The 15,185-nt window shown below is 71.8% G+C and carries 17 protein-coding genes; 9 read left to right on the top strand and 8 right to left on the bottom strand.

The features are described 5' to 3' along the window. Positions 1-279 precede the first annotated feature (279 nt). Positions 280-1,269 carry a LacI family DNA-binding transcriptional regulator gene (locus AB0K18_RS38360; protein ID WP_364924917.1) on the bottom strand — a complete coding sequence of 330 codons (990 nt, stop codon included), beginning with the start codon at positions 1,267-1,269 and terminating at the stop codon, positions 280-282. 227 nt (positions 1,270-1,496) lie between these two features. Here AB0K18_RS38360 and AB0K18_RS38355 point away from each other — a divergent pair, with 227 nt between their 5' ends. The 5 genes from AB0K18_RS38355 (at position 1,497) to AB0K18_RS38335 (ending at position 4,803) form a co-directional block, all read left to right on the top strand. Then, the gene (locus tag AB0K18_RS38355) at positions 1,497-1,655 is read left to right on the top strand and encodes a hypothetical protein (protein WP_364924914.1); all 159 of its coding nucleotides are present in this window, start codon (positions 1,497-1,499) and stop codon (positions 1,653-1,655) included. A 12-nt stretch (positions 1,656-1,667) separates the two neighbouring features. Next, positions 1,668-2,204, top strand: coding sequence for a hypothetical protein (locus AB0K18_RS38350; RefSeq protein ID WP_364924910.1), 537 nt, complete (start codon positions 1,668-1,670; stop codon positions 2,202-2,204). An 88-nt stretch (positions 2,205-2,292) separates the two neighbouring features. Then, positions 2,293-3,585: a mannitol dehydrogenase family protein gene (locus AB0K18_RS38345; protein WP_364924908.1), complete on the top strand. Its 1,293-nt coding sequence runs from the start codon at positions 2,293-2,295 to the stop codon at positions 3,583-3,585. Positions 3,586-3,829: 244 nt separating this feature from the next. Then, a complete protein-coding gene (locus tag AB0K18_RS38340; RefSeq protein ID WP_364924905.1) occupies positions 3,830-4,183 on the top strand; it encodes an oligopeptide/dipeptide ABC transporter ATP-binding protein in 354 nt (117 codons plus the stop codon). 293 nt (positions 4,184-4,476) lie between these two features. After that, the gene (locus AB0K18_RS38335; protein WP_364924902.1) at positions 4,477-4,803 is read left to right on the top strand and encodes an antibiotic biosynthesis monooxygenase family protein; all 327 of its coding nucleotides are present in this window, start codon (positions 4,477-4,479) and stop codon (positions 4,801-4,803) included. An 8-nt stretch (positions 4,804-4,811) separates the two neighbouring features. On the opposite strand, the gene AB0K18_RS38330 is transcribed toward AB0K18_RS38335, so the two are convergent. Both AB0K18_RS38330 and AB0K18_RS38325 read right to left on the bottom strand, forming a co-directional pair. Then, positions 4,812-5,258 (bottom strand): GNAT family N-acetyltransferase, encoded by a 447-nt coding sequence (locus AB0K18_RS38330; protein WP_364924899.1) that lies wholly within the window; start codon positions 5,256-5,258, stop codon positions 4,812-4,814. A gap of 53 nt (positions 5,259-5,311) precedes the next feature. After that, entirely contained in the window at positions 5,312-6,562 is a 1,251-nt protein-coding gene (locus AB0K18_RS38325) for a hypothetical protein (RefSeq protein WP_364924896.1), read from the bottom strand. A gap of 145 nt (positions 6,563-6,707) precedes the next feature. On the opposite strand from AB0K18_RS38325, the gene AB0K18_RS38320 reads away from it, so the two are divergent. After that, on the top strand, positions 6,708-6,899 hold the full coding sequence (locus AB0K18_RS38320; RefSeq protein WP_364924893.1) for a hypothetical protein: 192 nt from the start codon (positions 6,708-6,710) through the stop codon (positions 6,897-6,899). Continuing rightward, complete coding sequence (locus AB0K18_RS38315; protein ID WP_364924890.1) at positions 6,896-7,219, top strand: hypothetical protein; 324 nt, start codon at positions 6,896-6,898, stop codon at positions 7,217-7,219. The genes AB0K18_RS38320 and AB0K18_RS38315 overlap by 4 nt, the downstream gene beginning before the upstream one ends. Positions 7,220-7,225: 6 nt before the next feature. Here the strand turns inward: AB0K18_RS38315 and AB0K18_RS38310 are convergent, their stop codons facing one another. Together AB0K18_RS38310 and AB0K18_RS38305 are read right to left on the bottom strand one after the other, a co-directional pair. Beyond that, positions 7,226-7,480: a VOC family protein gene (locus AB0K18_RS38310; RefSeq protein WP_364924887.1), complete on the bottom strand. Its 255-nt coding sequence runs from the start codon at positions 7,478-7,480 to the stop codon at positions 7,226-7,228. Positions 7,481-7,547: 67 nt separating this feature from the next. Then, a complete protein-coding gene (locus AB0K18_RS38305; protein WP_364924884.1) occupies positions 7,548-8,273 on the bottom strand; it encodes a helix-turn-helix domain-containing protein in 726 nt (241 codons plus the stop codon). A gap of 227 nt (positions 8,274-8,500) precedes the next feature. Between AB0K18_RS38305 and AB0K18_RS38300 the strand changes: the two genes are divergently transcribed. Together AB0K18_RS38300 and AB0K18_RS38295 are read left to right on the top strand one after the other, a co-directional pair. Then, positions 8,501-9,166, top strand: a complete 666-nt coding sequence (locus AB0K18_RS38300; protein WP_364924881.1) for a DUF4097 family beta strand repeat-containing protein — start codon at positions 8,501-8,503, stop codon at positions 9,164-9,166. Positions 9,167-9,195: 29 nt separating this feature from the next. Next, positions 9,196-10,317 carry a serine hydrolase domain-containing protein gene (locus tag AB0K18_RS38295; protein ID WP_364924879.1) on the top strand — a complete coding sequence of 374 codons (1,122 nt, stop codon included), beginning with the start codon at positions 9,196-9,198 and terminating at the stop codon, positions 10,315-10,317. Positions 10,318-10,452: 135 nt separating this feature from the next. Here the strand turns inward: AB0K18_RS38295 and AB0K18_RS38290 are convergent, their stop codons facing one another. From AB0K18_RS38290 to AB0K18_RS38280, 3 genes are all read right to left on the bottom strand, one after another. Beyond that, positions 10,453-13,134 (bottom strand): lantibiotic dehydratase, encoded by a 2,682-nt coding sequence (locus tag AB0K18_RS38290; RefSeq protein WP_364924876.1) that lies wholly within the window; start codon positions 13,132-13,134, stop codon positions 10,453-10,455. Between the two features lie 75 nt (positions 13,135-13,209). Next, a complete protein-coding gene (locus AB0K18_RS38285; protein WP_364924874.1) occupies positions 13,210-13,401 on the bottom strand; it encodes a thiomuracin/GE37468 family thiazolyl RiPP peptide in 192 nt (63 codons plus the stop codon). Positions 13,402-13,415: 14 nt separating this feature from the next. Further along, positions 13,416-15,182: an ABC transporter ATP-binding protein gene (locus AB0K18_RS38280; protein WP_364924871.1), complete on the bottom strand. Its 1,767-nt coding sequence runs from the start codon at positions 15,180-15,182 to the stop codon at positions 13,416-13,418. Positions 15,183-15,185 lie beyond the last annotated feature (3 nt).

The raw sequence follows: 15,185 nt of genomic DNA, 5'->3' as shown, positions 1-15,185 counted from the left end.
CATGTGAGGCCCGGCTGAGCGGTCGCGCGGACGAAACTCGGCGCGACCTCTCGCCATGGGAGCATGTTGCGGTGTGATCACGCCGAGAACGCCTGACACCTGCTCCGAGCCGACGTGACACCTGACACGCGGAGGCCCGCCGCTCGTCCCACGAAAGACCGACGGAGCGCTCAGCGTTCCGATGCAGCACGCGGCCCGCGACGGACACCCACCACGTGACAGGACCGCCGCAACACATTCCCTCCAGCGCCGCGCCCAAGATGTGTGGAATGTCGGTGGTCAGGTGGTGGGGGCCGGGGTGGTGGAGCCGCGAACCACCAGGCGGGTTTCCAGCTGGACGACCGGGGGTTCCTCGTCCGTCGGGTTGGCGATCATGTCGAGGAGCAGGTCGACGGCGGCCATCCCGGCCTCCGTGCCCGGCACGTGGATGGAGGTCAGCGTCGGGTAGGCCATGCCGGACATCGGGCTGTCGTCGATGCCGATCACGCTGAGGTCCTGGCCGACCCGTACGCCGCGCTCGGCCAGCCGGGTCATCAGACCGAGGGCGATCAGGTCGTCGTAGGCGATCACCGCGGTGACGTCGCCGGCGTGCACCAGGTCGGCGGCCCGCACCCCGGCCTGGACCTGCGGCTCGAAGGGGCCGTACTCGACCAGCTCGATGTCCTGCGCCAGGCAGGCCGCGACGACGGCCTTGCGCCGCTGCGCGTTGGACCATGAACGCCGGGGCCCGTTGAGGTAGGCGAGCTTGCGGTGGCCGAGCGCGGTGAGGTGCTCGACGGCCTCGATCATGCCGTCGGCGTTGTCGATCAGGACGTTGGCCGCGCCCTCGACCCGCCGGTTGACGAACACGATGGGCTTGAGCCTGGCCAGCTCGGCGAGCCGCTCGTCGCCGGTGCGCGGCGAGACCATGATGAGCCCGTCCACCCGCTTGCGGAGGATCTGCGCCCGCTCCACCTCGTCGCCCGGGTGCTCGTCGACGTCCGTGATGATCACGGACTTGCCCTTGAGGCCCGCCCGCGCCTGGATCGCCTTGATGATCGGTGGGAAGAACGGGTTGGCGATGTCGGGCACGATGAGGCCGAGGATGTCGTGGTGTCCTGAGATCAGCGAGCGGGCCGTCTGGTTGGGGACGTAGCCCAGTTCGCGGGCCGCGCGGCGAACTCTTTCGCGCGTGTGCACGTTGACCTTGTCGGGATCGGACAGCGCTCGCGAGACGGTCGACGCGGACAGCCCCGTTGCCTGAGCGACGTCCGCAAGCGTGACTGGCATGTGCCTGACCCTCCTGGTTTGCTGCAACGAAGGCGACCATATCGCAGGTGCGGACCGGCCGAAGCTGACCGCGTTTGCAAGATGATGCTGCCATTGCGGCCATCGATTGCGTAGCCCGCGCCGCCCCACGACGCGACCGGGGAGTCGTACGCCGGGGCCGACCTCTACGAGCGCGACCCCTACCATCGGGGTCAGGCGGGCAGCGGCACGTTCGCGAGCCCGGCGGTGTGCGCACCGTCCTGTACCGCCTCGCTTACGAGCACCACCATCCCACCGACACCTACCTGTACGACGACGAGATCGACGTCGAGGACGCCTACTCCGCGCTGGTCCGCTACCGGAACGGCGCAAGTACGGCGGACACCCTCGACTTCTCCTCACCCTAGGAGGGCTTCCGCGTGGTGATCAGCGGTACCCACGGCCAGATCGAGTCCCGCCACGGCAGGACCCCGAACGGCACCCCTTTGCCCGGTTCCGGCACGTTCACGTTCTCCCCGCTGTTCGGCGCGCCGGAGACGATCGACGTCATCGTGCGCGAGGGCGGGCACGAGGGCGCCGGCCCGGTGCTCCACAACGACCTGTGCGGCACGCCGGAGCCGGAGTCGCTGCGGCTCGGCCCGCCCGCCGACGCCCGGCAGGGGGCGCTCGCGGTGGCGACGGGCGAGGCGATCCGGCGCTCGGCCGTCGAGCGGCGTCCGATCGACATCGCCGCGCTCCTGTCACCAGATACCTCCGAGGAAACTCCCGCCTCCAGGCGGGAGAGGAATCGGACCCCTGCGGAGCAGGACAGGGGCAGCCGGTTCGCCGTCAGGCGAACCGGCGTCGAAACGCCGTGCTGCACCGCAGGGTTCGGTAGTGTGTTCGACGGTGGCGATGACCAAGCCACCGGACGAACGATCGGAAACATCCTCGCCGCCGGGCCGGCGGAGAGGTGAAACGCCTGTGGAGCTGGTGAAGACCTCAACGAGAGTTCCTTTCTCGGGCGGGCGACCGGCGGTGAAGCAGGAAGCCTCACGGGCGACCGTGGGAATCCCCCTCGTTCACGAGGGGGAGGAGGTCAAGATCCTGCACTTCGGCCTCGGCGCCTTCCACCGCGCCCACCAGGCAGTCCACACGCAGGAGGCGGGCGACGGCTGGACGATCTGCGCCGTCGCGCCGCGCTCCCCCGACGTCGTGCGCGCGCTGCGGGCCCAGGACCACCGCTACACGCTGCTGGTACGCGACGGCGAACGCGTCTCCGCCACCGAGGTCACCTCCATCCGCCGCACCCTGCACGCGCCGACCGAGTCCGAGGAGGTCGTCCAGTACATCGCCGACCCCTCGGTCCGGGTGATCACGCTGACGATCACCGAGAAGGCGTACGCCGACACCGCGCCCGGCAGCCCCATCGGCCTGCTGGCGGCCGGGCTGTCCCGCAGATCCGCCGCTGGCGCCGGCCCTGTGGCGGTGGTCAGTTGCGACAACCTGCTGGCCAACGGCGCCCGCGTACGTGAAGCCGTGCAGCAAGTTTGCGGCAACGTGCTGGAAGGCGTGTCGTTCCCCGCCACCGTCGTGGACCGGATGGTGCCCGCCACCGCCCCCGACGACCTCGCGACCGCGGAACGGCTGACCGGGCGGCCGGACCTGGCGGCCGTGGTGGCCGAGCCGTTCAGCCAGTGGGTGCTCCAGGACGACTTCCCCGGTGGGCGGCCTTCCTGGGAGCGGGCGGGGGCGCGGTTCGTCGCGGACGTGGAGCCGTACGAGCGGGCCAAGCTGCGGGTGCTCAACGGCGTGCACAGTGCCCTCGCCTACGCGGGCGCGCTGACCGGCCACGAGTACATCGCCGACGCCCTCGACGACCCGCCACTCGCCCACCTCGCCGAGCGACTGCTGGCCGAGGACGTCCTGCCCACCCTGACCCCGCCTCCCGGCGTGGACCTACCGTCGTACGGCGAACAGGTGGTGACCAGGATGCGCAACCGCGCGCTGCGCCACCGCTGCGCCCAGATAGCCATGGACGGCTCCATGAAGGTCCCGATCCGCCTCTTGGGCACCGCCCGCGACCGCCTGACCGCCGGAGCCTTCCCCCACTGGACCTGCCTGGCGGTGGCCGCCTGGCTGAGGCACGTCACCGTCTCCGTGGACGACGCAGGCCACCCGGTGCAAGTCGACGACCCCCGGGCAGCGGACCTCCGCCGCCTGGCCCACGCCCCCGAACGCCTGCTCGCCGAGGTGGCCCCCGACCTGACCGACCACTCCGACTTCACCACCCACCTCCGCACCGCTCTCTCCGACTTCGCGAAACACGGCGTCCGGACAACCCTGGCCCACTCCTGACGTCGAGGAGGGGCCGGCTCACCGCACACCGCCACCACCACGAGGGGACTGGGTGGTGGCAAGGGTGCGACCACGACGCGCCGCAGGTCAGACCACGGCCACCCACCCCAGACTCGGCCGCCCCGCGGGGCTGACGTACGCCGGTGACGTGCGGGGCTGACGTACGGGGCTGACGTACGGGGCGTGTCGATCCGGCTGGACATCCTCAACCTGCTGGCCGAGCTGCGCCGCCGCGACAGGCGGGATGCTCTACATCACGTACGACATCGCCAGCGCGCGGTACTTCGCCGACGAGATCAGCGTGATGTACGCCGGGCACATCGTGGAGTCCGGGCCCGTCGAGCGGGTGACGCAGGAGCCGCGGCACCCGTACACGAAACTGCTGCTCGCCGCCTCCCCCGATCCGGACAGGCCCGCCTCGGAGGTGACGGACCTCGACGGCGACGAGGAGGACCTGGCCGAGCCGCCGAACCTGCTCACCGAGCCCGTCGGCTGCCCGCTCGCCCACCGCTGCCCCCATGCGATGCCGCACTGCTCGACGGAACCCCCGCCCACCCGCCGCTTCGGCCCCGGCCACGAGGCCCGCTGCCACCTCTGACGCCATTTGTCATGATTTCCGACAGAGATCAAGTTATGCTGCCCGACGACCCAGCACCGGGCCCGTGAAGGTGAGCGCCAAGGGCGCGTGCGTCTCGTGGGGCGGCGTCGCCTCGAACGGCGTCGGCGCCGGCGACAGCTGGCAGTCCGGCTGGACCCACTGCGGCTGACGCCCGCTCGGAAGGGGCCCTCCACGCAGGGCCCCTTCCTTTCGCCTGCGGACCAGCACCGGTGACCTGCGCATAGGACCGCCATCCGCGCCCGCCGCCGACCGCCGCGCGTAAGCTCGGGCGCATGGAGAAGGTTGCGCGGTATGGGAAGTTCGTGGCTCAGGATGGGCGAGGGGCGGAGTTGGCGGAGCTGTTGCTCGGTGCCGCGAACGCTCTGGAGGGGGTGGCCGGGTGTGAGTTGTACCTGGTCAATCGGCAGGCTGACGCGTCCGACACCATCTGGGTGACCGAACTCTGGCGTAGTCAGGCCGACCTCGATGACGCTTTGAAGCAGGTGGCCGGTAGCCCGGAGGCTGCTGCGGCGATGCGGCTCGTTCAGTCGGCCGAGATGATCGAGCTGGATCTGCTGGGTGGCGCGGGCCTGGCCTCGCCAGGCTCCTCGGCCGTCTGAGCCGGGGGTCAGAGGGGCAGTTTGAAGCCGTCGTGGCTCTTCGTGAAGCCGAGGGAGTCGTAGAAGCGGTGGGCTTCCGTGCGGCGCTTGTTGCTGGTGAGCTGCACCAGCGTGCAGCCCCGTGCTCGGGCGCGGTCGATCGCCCAGGTGAGCAGCTTGCGGCCGAGCCCGTCCCCGCGCTGGTCGGCGCGTACGCGGACCGCCTCGATCAGCGCCCGCTCCTGCCCGTGGCGCCCCAGCCCGGGGATGTAGGTCAGCTGGAGGCAGCCCAGGACGGTGCCGTCGCCCTCGTCGAGGACGATCATCTCGTTCCGCTCATCCGCGTCGATCGCCTGGAAGGCCCGCTCGTACGCCTCGTCGACCTCGACGGTCAGGGGATCGACCACGGTGTCCTCGTCGGCCAGGAGCGCGATGACGGCGGGCAGGTCGCGGCGCGTCGCCGTACGTATGATCACGTCGTCCAAGCATGCCAGGCGACCCCGGCGGCGGTCGCCTGGGTTTTCGCCGCTCAGCCCTCCCGGCTCCGGTACGTCGCGCGCAGCTCGATGAGCTTCTCCTTGGCCACCTCGTCCAGGGCCCGCCGATGCTCCGGGTCCTCCTCCCAGGTGGCCTCCGCGCACAGCACCCTGGCCGCCTCGTGCGGCTCGGCGTCGCGTACGCGGTACCAGACGGTGTCGCCGGAGGCGCCCCTGTCGGGGTCGAGGCGCAGGATCGTCACGATGCCGGAGACGAGGACCTGCCTGGTCCACGGGTTCCTGGCCAGCACCTGCCGGTCCACCGTCAGCCCGCCGTCCATGAGCTCGCCGCCCAGGTAGTCGTCCTCCCACCGCCACACGCGCCGGCTGGTGCCCGGCCGCAGGTAGAGGCCGCCCCGGCCTTCGACGGGCACCGAGAACGTGCGCGTGCCGGCGCGGCACAGCTCCTTGGCGATGCGGTCGGCGTCGGCGCGTTCGCGCAGCCGGTCCTCGTCGGGGTCCTGCCGGGAGAGCGGGCTCCGGTGCCGCTGCTCGGCGTAGTAGCGGTCGAGCAGCGGATCGGCGTACCGGCCCGCACGCATGCCCGGCGGCATGCAGGTCGCGGCGGTGAGGTCGGCGCCGTCCTCGATGTCGAGCCCCTTCTCGCGCAGCCACGCGTGTACGGTGACGCCCTCCTTCTCGGCCAGGCGGTGGACCTGACGCAGCCAGCCGTCGAAGGTGTCGAGGTCGGGCTCCGCCCGCAGCGACGCCCAGTCGGTCGCCACCGAGACCGGCACCGGCGTCTTCCGCCGGGACGGAGGCTGGACGAGCTGCTCGGGCTCGAGGTCGATCGAGTAGTAGAGGACGCCGCGGGCGATGTAGGAGAACGGGGCCGCGTGCGCGATCGGGTCGAAGACGTCCCGGATCGGCCAGAACCGCAGCAGCCACGTCTCGTCGCACTCGCCGGTGCCGTGCCCGTCGCCCGGCCGGGGCTCGCGTAAGTGCATCTGGACGCCGTACTCGAAGTGCGGCGGCCCGATCAGGAAGTCGTGCCCCCTGCCGTCCATCGACGCGAGGACCGCGATCACCCCGCTCTCCGCGACGAGCGCCGACGAGCTGACCGGCGTCCACGAGCCGTTCGCGGGCTCCGGCTCGGCGTCCCAGGACTCGAGCCGGAGCGCCGCGGTGAAGTGGTACATCTCCTCGGTGGGCGACCCCCATGTCGGCAGGTCGGTGCCGTCGAGCCCGATCGAGTTGTACTCGACGTAGACCTCGTCATCGAGACTCCGCAACAACCGCGCCATCGCCCGCCACCCTCACCTCGTGATCACCTGACCCGGCGAAGTATGGCCGACCCCACCGACACATCCGGTGAACGGCTGGGATCGGCCGAGAGGGCACAGGCCGGCCCGCCGGAAATGTCGGTCCGTGATCGTAGGCTTGCCGGCCATGACCGACCTTCGCGCGATGTCGTTCGATCTCGGCGTCCACTACCGGCAGGCGTACCTCATCGACGACACCGACGACGCCATGGGTCCCGATGGGCTGCCCGACGACCACCCCCAGCACCCCGTCGGGATCATCCGGGTGGACGACGGCGGATCACGGGCCTGCACACCGGGGTCGTCGGTTTCGCGGTGAGCGTGGCCGGCCACGACCCGGGAGCGGACACCGACGGTTACGAGGACATCGTGGAGGTCAGTTTCCGGTCGGAAGCCGGCCGGTTGTCCCTGCACGAATGGGGCGGCGCGGACGTACACGAGCTTCCCGCGCTGCCCGCGGGCCCAGGATGGTACCGCTTGCGTTACCACGCTCAGCACATGGACGAGGCTGCGGAAGCGGACACGTCCGACGCCGTCATCGACCGCTACCTCCTGCAGATCTGGCCGCAGGCCGAGTCGGCGCCGCGCACGGTCAAGAGCACGAGCGGACAGCTCGCCTACTGGCGCAGGGCGCGCTGAGCAATCTCAGATCACGCAGAACTCGTTGCCCTCGACGTCGGCCATCACCACCCACGGCTCCGGCGGCGTGCGGCGCTCGACGACCGTGGCGCCGAGCTTCGTCAGGCGGGTCACTTCCTCCTCGATGCGGTTTTTGCGCTCGTCGCCGGCGAGGCCTTTCGAGACTCGGATGTCGAGGTGGAGCCGGTTCTTCATGGCCTTGGACTCGGGGACCCGCTGCGGATCGGCACCGTCGAACGCGACCTGAAGCTCTGTCTCCATGTCTTCCCTTCCACGTGAGCCCAGCCGGACGCCCGGCGATGCTACGCGCCGCCACCGACAGAACGGATCACCGTTCGGTGGATTTGGTGTGGAGGACTTCGCGGGCCTGGTCGGCGGCGCGGGCGATGCTCTCGGAGACGAAGTCCACGAAGCGGGCGATGTTCTCCAGGCGGGCGGCGGCCGCGGTACCGGGGCCGAGGATGCCGACGCCCTGGCGGGCGATCTCGCCCAGGTGGGCGATGGAGTGGGCGCTGGCCATCGTGGACTGGTACATGACGTCGTCGTCCACGACGTAGCGTTCGCGGCGGCGTACGTCGCGCTCGCGGCGGATGAGGCCCTGGCTCTCGAGGAACGTGACCGCCTTCGAGACCGACGCCGGGCTGACCTGGAGGTGGGCGGCCAGCTCTGCGGCGGTGAGGCTGCCGCTGTCGGTGGTGAAGAGGCAGGCCAGCACGCGGGCGGTCATCTTGGGCAGGCCCGACTGCATGAAGACGGTGGTGAAGGTCTCCTCGTACTCGCGTACGGCCTCGGTGTCCCGGCCGGCGTGCTGCGGGGCCGCGCCGGCGCCCTGCGCGCGGGCGGCGGGTTTCCTGCGGCGGTGGGCGCGGTGTTCGGCGGCGCGGTGGGCGAGGTCGGGGCGGTAGGAGGTGGGGCCGCCGTTGCGCATGACCTCGCGGGTGACCGTCGAGGTCGGGCGGTCGAGGCGGCGGGCGATCTCGGCGTAGGCGAGGCCGTCGGCCAGGCCGAGCGCGATCTGCTGGCGTTCCTGCTGGGTGAGTCTGCCGCCCGGCATCGTGGTCTCCTCCGTGATCCGCGGTGTCCGCACACCATAGCGTTCATCGCCGACCTGTTGCAACGGGCGACGGTCTCGATCATTGCGTTAGATTCAAGCCGGTTGCAATGATTTCATGGCATCTAGCTGCTAATACTCTCCTAAAAAGCAACGATGAGGTTGTCGAAATTTGGAAAGCAACGTAGCTTTTCGTTCGTCGGAAACGAACGGACAAGAGGAGCAACACCATGCAGCGCTTCGACACCCCCGCCACCATCTCGACGGTCCTCGACATCGCCGCCGGGCACATCACATTCATCGCCGCCGACCGCGCCGACGCCACGGTCGAGGTCCGTCCCGCGGACGCCTCCAGGAGCCGCGACGTCAAGGCCGCCGAGGAGACCGTGGTCACCTACGACGACGGCGTCCTGCGGATCCACACCCCGGAGCCCAAGAACCAGTTCTTCGGCCCCTCCGGCTCCGTCGAGGTGACCGTGCAGCTGCCCGCCGGTTCGCGGGTCGAGGCGAAGGCGGCCGCCGGCGACCTCCGAGGCGTCGGGCGGCTCGGGGAGGTGTCCTTCACCTGCGCGAGCAGCACGGTCAAGCTGGACGAGGCCGCGAGCGCCGACCTGACGCTCCAGGCCGGTGACGTCACCGTGGGCCGCCTCACCGGCCCGGCGCGGATCAGCACCCAGCAGGGCGACCTGCGCGTCGCCGAGGCCGTACGCGGCACCGTCACGCTGCGCACCGAGCAGGGCGACATCGAGGTCGGCGCCGCCCGCGGCACCTCGGCCACCCTGGACGCCGGCACCACGTTCGGCCGCATCAACAACTCACTCGTCAACAGCGGCGCCGCCGACCTGACCGTCCACGCGACCACCGCGTACGGCGACATCACCGCCCGCAGCCTGTAAAGCCACCCCATTCCCGCAGAAGGAGCACCATGTCCATCACGCGTTCCGCCCAGGCCCGCCCCCAGTTGCAGCAGATCATCGAGGAGATGATCGACTCGGGCTTCGTCGGGGTGACCCTGCGCGTCCACGACGAGCAGGGCGAATGGGTCGGCACCGCCGGGGCCGCCGAGCTGGGCGGGAGCGCCGGGCCGCCGGTCGACGGCCACGTCAGGATCGGCAGCAACACCAAGACCTTCGTCGCGACCGTGGTGCTGCGGCTCGTGGCCGAGGGCAGGCTCGGGCTGGACGACCCGGTGGCCGGGCACCTGGCGGGGTTCGGGCTCGACCCGCGGATCACCGTACGGATGCTGCTGCAGCACACCAGCGGCGTGTTCAACTTCACCGGCGACTTCGACCCCGACGGCACGTACGTGCCGGGCAGCCCCGCCACCACCTCGGGCGAGGAGTGGGTGGCGGCCCGGTTCACGACCTTCCAGCCGGAGGAGCTGGTACGGCTGGCGCTGTCGAAGCCGGCCAGGTTCGAGCCGGGCACCGACTGGAGGTACTCCAACACCAACTACGTCCTGGCCAGGCTGCTGATCGAGAAGGTCACCGGCCGCCCGCTGGCCGACGAGATGCGGCGGCTGATCCTGGACCCGCTCGGCCTGACGGGCACCGTCCAGCCGTCCGACGAGGTCGACATCCCGGAGCCGTACGCCCATGCCTACTACCGATCCGAGCAGGAGACGGTCGACGTCACCCGGCACAACCCCTCCTGGATCTCCAGCGGCGGCGACATGATCTCCACCACTCGCGACCTGCGGACGTTCATCTCCGCGCTGGTGGGCGGCAGGCTCCTGCCGGACGCGCTGCTCGAAGAGATGTGCGCGCCGCACCCGACCGGCATCCCCGGGGCGGGCTACGGCCTGGGGGTGTTCGTCCAGACCACGGAGGGCGGCGGCACCGTCATCAACCACAACGGCGGCATCGCGGGCCACGCGGCGCTCATGTACAGCACGCCCGACGGTGCCAGGACCCTGACCGCCGCACTGAACTACACCGACGATCCCACGCTCTCCCTGGGCCCGGCGTTCCAGAAGGCGACGGAGCGGCTCGTCAAGGAGGTGTTCGACGCGCCTCAGGAGAAGGCTTCGTCGAACGGCGGGTCGTAGAGAACCCGGCCGTGGCGGACGGCCGGCTCCGCGATCGTGTCGAGCGCGGGGCCGGGGGTACGGAACGGCAGCGGGCGAGCATCCGCCGGCCCACCGCCGTGTCCCCCCTCATGCCGAGGACGGCGAGGGTGTGGCTCATGGGGCGGCGGTGACGTCCAGGACCAGCTCGGCGACGTGGTGATCGCCGCCCTCCACGGCGGAGGGGTCGGGCAGGGCCTCCTCGAAGGTCACCAGTGCGGTGCCGGGGCGGCGCAGGGCGGCGACGAAGCCGCGTACCAGGAGAAGGCTGTCGAAGTCGAGGTACATGGGTTTGTGCCACTTCTCCTGAGCCTGGGTCCATGAAGTCGGGGATTTGGTCTCGTCCATGGTGTCGGGGTCGGGGCGGGTGCGGAAGAAACACCTTCGAGAGACACCCTCCGCGCGCCGCCACTCCGCCAGCCGCAGGAGGAAGCGGCTCTCCTCCTCGCCCTGGCCGGGCAGCGGCACCTCGCCGACCGGGAACCTGCTCTGGGCCCGGCCGATCACCAGTGAGCCCGTCACCAGGCGGGGCCAGTCGCGGCGGCCGTCACGCGGGCCGGTGCGGGACGGGTGCGGCGGAAGGACCGTGAGAGGCGGCACCTCGCCGGACAGGACCGTCAGCAGCAGCGAGAACGGCGGCAGGAATTCGCGCGCGGCCGCGCCGGTGTGCACGACGCGCACCTCGCGCCCGCCGGTCGTCGCCAGGCCGAGCAGGCCGGTCCGCTCGTCCAGGCGGACGACGAGGTCCTGCATCCGCAGCCGGGCGCCGTCGCCGTCGCCGTCGCCGTCGCCGTCGCCGTCGCCGAGCAGGTTGGGGGTGCCGCCGAGCTGGTACGGGAGGCAGCGGCGATGGTCGTTGAGCGAGATGCCGAACCGGCTGCCGAACTCCGCGTGGATCGGGCCGGTGCCCGGGTCCGCCACGCCGGAGTCCCGGCGGCCGGTGAGGTGGTCGAGGCGGGCGCGTACGGAGCCGAAGCCGGTGCCGAGCGCGTTGACCACGCCCAGACCGCCGGCGGGCTGGACGTAGGCGCTGATGGATCGCACCTCCGGCACCCACGCGGGGTACGTGGCGATCGCCGCCCGCAGCGCCTCGACGGGCACGGCGACGACCCCGGTCCCTCCGGTCTCGTACGGGGTCAGGGCCGCGAGGGCGGTGGCCATCACGCCGGCGAGCCGGCGTACCCCGTCGAGCACGCTGTCCTCGGGGTGCCGGGCCGACGGCGCGAGGACGGTGCCGCGCAGCTCGGCGCCGACCTCGTCCATCTCCGTCATGGCCCACTGGTACTCGCGGTAGAACGCCAGCACGGGAACGGGGCCGCGTTCGCGCAGCCCCTCACCGAACAGCTCGGTCAGGGCCAGCCTGGCGGGGAGGTGCGGCGCGAAGGGGGCGATCCACCGGCGGATCACGTCGAGGTCGTCGGCGACCGGCTGCCAGGTGCGTACCGAGCAGACGGCCGGCGGCTCCGCGGCGACCGCCGTGTCACGGACGTTGACGGCGGTCAGCGAGGTGAACATCGCGTGGTGCGGCCCGCCCGGTGTGGCGAACGCGGCCAGCTCGCGCAGCCTGCTCACCACCGTCTCGCGGCGCGCCCGGTAGAAGTCGGCGTCGTCGGCCGCGGGCCGCGCCCCCAGCGCGGCGGCCGCCCGCCCCAAAGCGCCGGCCAGGGCGGGCGACGGAACAGCCGCCGAAGCGTCAGAAAGGCCAGGTGCCGGCCGGGTCCACGTGGCGGCGCCGGCGAGGACCTCGTGGGGGTGGGTGAGGGGGAGGCCGCGGACCAGGAGGCCGGCGTCCAGGAGGTGGTCGACGAAGGCGTCCACCTCGTCGTTCAGGGAGGTGTCCCCCGAGGTGAGGCGGTCGCGGAGGACGGGGCGGGGCAGTCCGCCCGGCTCCTCGCCCAGCACGTCGATCAGGGCGAGGACGGACGGGCGGGCGGGGATGGCGCAGAAGCGTTCGCCGCCGAGCAGCCCGAGCATGCCCAGCCCGCGCAGGAAGACGATCTGCTCCCCCAGGCGCTGGGCGGAGGCGTTGAGCGCGATCGGCGCCCGCTCTGCCGCGTGGTCCAGGACGAAGGCGGCGATGTTCTCGCGGATGTGGTAGTAGGAGAGCTCGAAGGCGCCGGAGCGATCGACCGGAACCGTCTCGACGGCGGGGCCGCCGGCGCGCCACCGCACGGGGCCACTGGTGGCGAACGTGCTCAGCGGGCTGGTCTTGGTCGCGGCGCGGGCCAGGTAGCGGGCGAGGGTCGTCGTGGTGCCCGACCTGGGAGTTCTGCCGGGGTCGGCGATCCACTTCTCCAGCTCGGCCGCCAGTACGGGGCTCGTCCCGCCGAGCGCGATCCGGAACCCCGGGTCGGTCGCCGCCTTGAGCAGCGCGCTCAGGCCGCACTCCCGCTCGGCGGCGAGGACCTGCGGCAGGCTCTGCTCGACGGCGGCGAGGGCGGCGGTGCCGGCCAGCCAGTCCGCGATCCCGCTCGACACCTCCGGCGGCAGGCGTGCGGCGATCTCCGGCGTCCATTCGCGCGCGGCCGGTCGCCGCCCGGCGTGCAGGGCCCGGCGCAGGCCGATCACGCGCGGGCGTACGCCGTCGCGGGGCAGGCCGCCGATCACGGGGTGCAGCGCGTCGGCGAGTGCGCGTCCCTGGGTGCGCAGCCCGTCACGGCGGGCCAGCACGTCGTCGAGTGCCTCGGTCAGGCGCGGCGAACGGATCCAGTCGAGCACCGCCGTCGTCAGTCCCGCGACGCGGACCACCGCGTCGCCCGTCACGCCCACGATCAGGGCGGGCGCCTCCCCTGAGCTCATCGGTCTCCTTCGCACTCCGGGAGCACCCGGCCCGGCCGTGAGGCGCCGGGCCGGGATCGTCGGCCGGCCGGTGGGTTACCTCGGTGACTTGGGCGAAGCGCTGCAGCAGCTGCAGCCGACCAGCTGGCAGGAGCAGCCGCAGTTCCTGGAGGCGCCGTGCTCCAGCATCCCGTGGCCGCCGGTCAGCGACTCGATCTCCAGGTCGCCGGTCTCCAGCTCGAAGACGTCGACGGGCAGGTCGGCGACGGAGAACTTCGCAGAGCTCATGGCGTTCCTTTCTCTCACCCGGCTCCCCCGCTGGGAGCCGGAGCACTTACGGGCGCGAGTCCGCCCAGCTGGTGGGCGAGCAGCTCGGCGTACAGGTCGTCGGTCCTGCCGAGCTCCTCGTGCGTCCCGACGGCGCGGGCCACTCCCCGGTCGAGGAGGACGATGCGGTCGGCGTCCACGACCGTCGAGAGCCGGTGCGCGACGACGAGGACGGTGACCGACCTGGCGATGCCGCGTACGGTGTCGCGCAGGGCCGCCTCATTGACCGCGTCGAGGTGCGAGGTGGCCTCGTCGAGCAGCAGCAGCCGCGGTTTGCGGAGCAGGGCGCGGGCGATGGCGAGGCGCTGCCGCTCACCTCCCGACAGGGTGCCGCCGCGGTGCCCGACGGGCGTGTCGAGCCCGTCGGGCAGCGCGGCCACGAATTGGTCGAGCCTGGCCATCCGCAGCACCTCGGCCAGCTCCGCGTCCGTGACGTCCGAGACGCCGAAGGTCAGGTTGTCGCGGATGGTGCCGGCGAGCACGGGGGCGTCCTGCTCGACGTACCCGATGGCCTGGCGCAGCTGCGCGAGCGGCCAGTCCCTGATGTCGCGCCCGCCGACCAGGATGCGGCCGTCCTCGTGCTCGTAGAACCGCTCGATCAGGCCGAACACCGTGGACTTCCCCGCTCCCGACGCCCCGGCGAGCGCGGTCACGGTACCCGCCGCGGCCGAGAAGTCGAGCCCCATGAGCACGGGGCCGGTGCCGTAGCCGAAGCGCACCGAGTCGAAGCGCACGCTCAGGGGCGAGCGGTCGGCCTGCGGCTCCGGCGGTTCGTGGCCGGGCTCGGCCGGGTACGCGAGCGCCTCGGCGATCCTGGTGACCCCGGCGCTGGCCGACTGGTACGACGCCAGCGCCTGGATGACGTTCTGCATCGGCCCGATCAGGTAGAAAACGTACAGCAGGAACGCCACGAGCACGCCGGCCTCGATGGTTCCCGCCGCCACCCGGGCCGCCCCGGCGGTCAGCACGGTCAGGAGCGCGAGCTGGTAGGTGAGGCCGGTGACGTTGGCCGACACGCCTTCCCACAGCGACGCCCTGGTCCTGGCCCTGCGTACGTCCTCCGCCGCGCCGTGCAGGCGAGCCTCCTCCGCCCGCTCCGCCCCGAACGCCCGGATCGTGCGGAGGGCGCCCAGCGCCCGCTCGATGTCGGCGCTGAGCGTGCCGACGGCTTCGGCGGTGGCCATGCCCGCATTCCTGATCATGGGCGCGACCAGGCGGAACACCAGGAACGAGAGCACGACCACGGCCAGCGTCAGCCCCAGCAGGAGCAAGTCGAGCCAGGCCATGAAGACGAGCACCGCGACGATCACGGGGATGTGCACGCCCAGGCCGACCAGCACGTACGTGGTCAGGTCGTCCACGCTCGCCGCGTCGGCGGTGGCGCGGGACAGCAGGTCACCGGGCCTGAGCCGGTCGAACGTCGGGATGCCGAGCCGCACCAGGCGCGAGGCCAGCCGCTGCCGGACATCCCTGGTCAGGATGACGCCGGTCCGGTCGAGCAGGAACCAGCTGCCCGCGTTGAGCAGCAGGTTGGCCAGGACGAGCGCGACGATCAGCAGCACGGACCCGGCCGTCCGGTCGCCGCCGGCGATCTGCCCGACGAGCCGCTGCGTGGCCAGCGGCAGCGCCAGCACGCTCGCCGCCGAGAGCAGCGCCAGCACGAGGCCGAGCGCGAGCCTGGCGCGGTAGGGCCGCGCCCAGCCCAGGAAGGTCCGCCACACGGCCGCCGCCTGTCGAGTCATGAT

Source organism: Nonomuraea sp. NPDC049421 (assembly GCF_040677005.1).
In the GTDB taxonomy this organism is placed as follows: Bacteria; Actinomycetota; Actinomycetes; order Streptosporangiales; family Streptosporangiaceae; genus Nonomuraea; species Nonomuraea salmonea.
Note: the sequence above shows the minus strand (reverse complement) of the source record. Positions and strands in the feature narration are given on the sequence as shown.

Excerpts from the sequence above, each read along its gene's own strand:
- AB0K18_RS38325 (WP_364924896.1), bottom strand. The coding sequence starts at position 6,562 with ATGGCGCGGTTGTTGCGGAGTCTCGATGACGAGGTCTACGTCGAGTAC.
- AB0K18_RS38310 (WP_364924887.1), bottom strand. The coding sequence starts at position 7,480 with ATGGAGACAGAGCTTCAGGTCGCGTTCGACGGTGCCGATCCGCAGCGG.
- AB0K18_RS38280 (WP_364924871.1), bottom strand. The coding sequence starts at position 15,182 with ATGACTCGACAGGCGGCGGCCGTGTGGCGGACCTTCCTGGGCTGGGCG.
- AB0K18_RS38305 (WP_364924884.1), bottom strand. The coding sequence starts at position 8,273 with ATGCCGGGCGGCAGACTCACCCAGCAGGAACGCCAGCAGATCGCGCTC.
- AB0K18_RS38335 (WP_364924902.1), top strand. The coding sequence starts at position 4,477 with ATGGAGAAGGTTGCGCGGTATGGGAAGTTCGTGGCTCAGGATGGGCGA.
- AB0K18_RS38300 (WP_364924881.1), top strand. The coding sequence starts at position 8,501 with ATGCAGCGCTTCGACACCCCCGCCACCATCTCGACGGTCCTCGACATC.
- AB0K18_RS38340 (WP_364924905.1), top strand. The coding sequence starts at position 3,830 with ATGCTCTACATCACGTACGACATCGCCAGCGCGCGGTACTTCGCCGAC.
- AB0K18_RS38320 (WP_364924893.1), top strand. The coding sequence starts at position 6,708 with ATGACCGACCTTCGCGCGATGTCGTTCGATCTCGGCGTCCACTACCGG.
- AB0K18_RS38360 (WP_364924917.1), bottom strand. The coding sequence starts at position 1,269 with ATGCCAGTCACGCTTGCGGACGTCGCTCAGGCAACGGGGCTGTCCGCG.
- AB0K18_RS38295 (WP_364924879.1), top strand. The coding sequence starts at position 9,196 with ATGTCCATCACGCGTTCCGCCCAGGCCCGCCCCCAGTTGCAGCAGATC.
- AB0K18_RS38290 (WP_364924876.1), bottom strand. The coding sequence starts at position 13,134 with ATGAGCTCAGGGGAGGCGCCCGCCCTGATCGTGGGCGTGACGGGCGAC.
- AB0K18_RS38285 (WP_364924874.1), bottom strand. The coding sequence starts at position 13,401 with ATGAGCTCTGCGAAGTTCTCCGTCGCCGACCTGCCCGTCGACGTCTTC.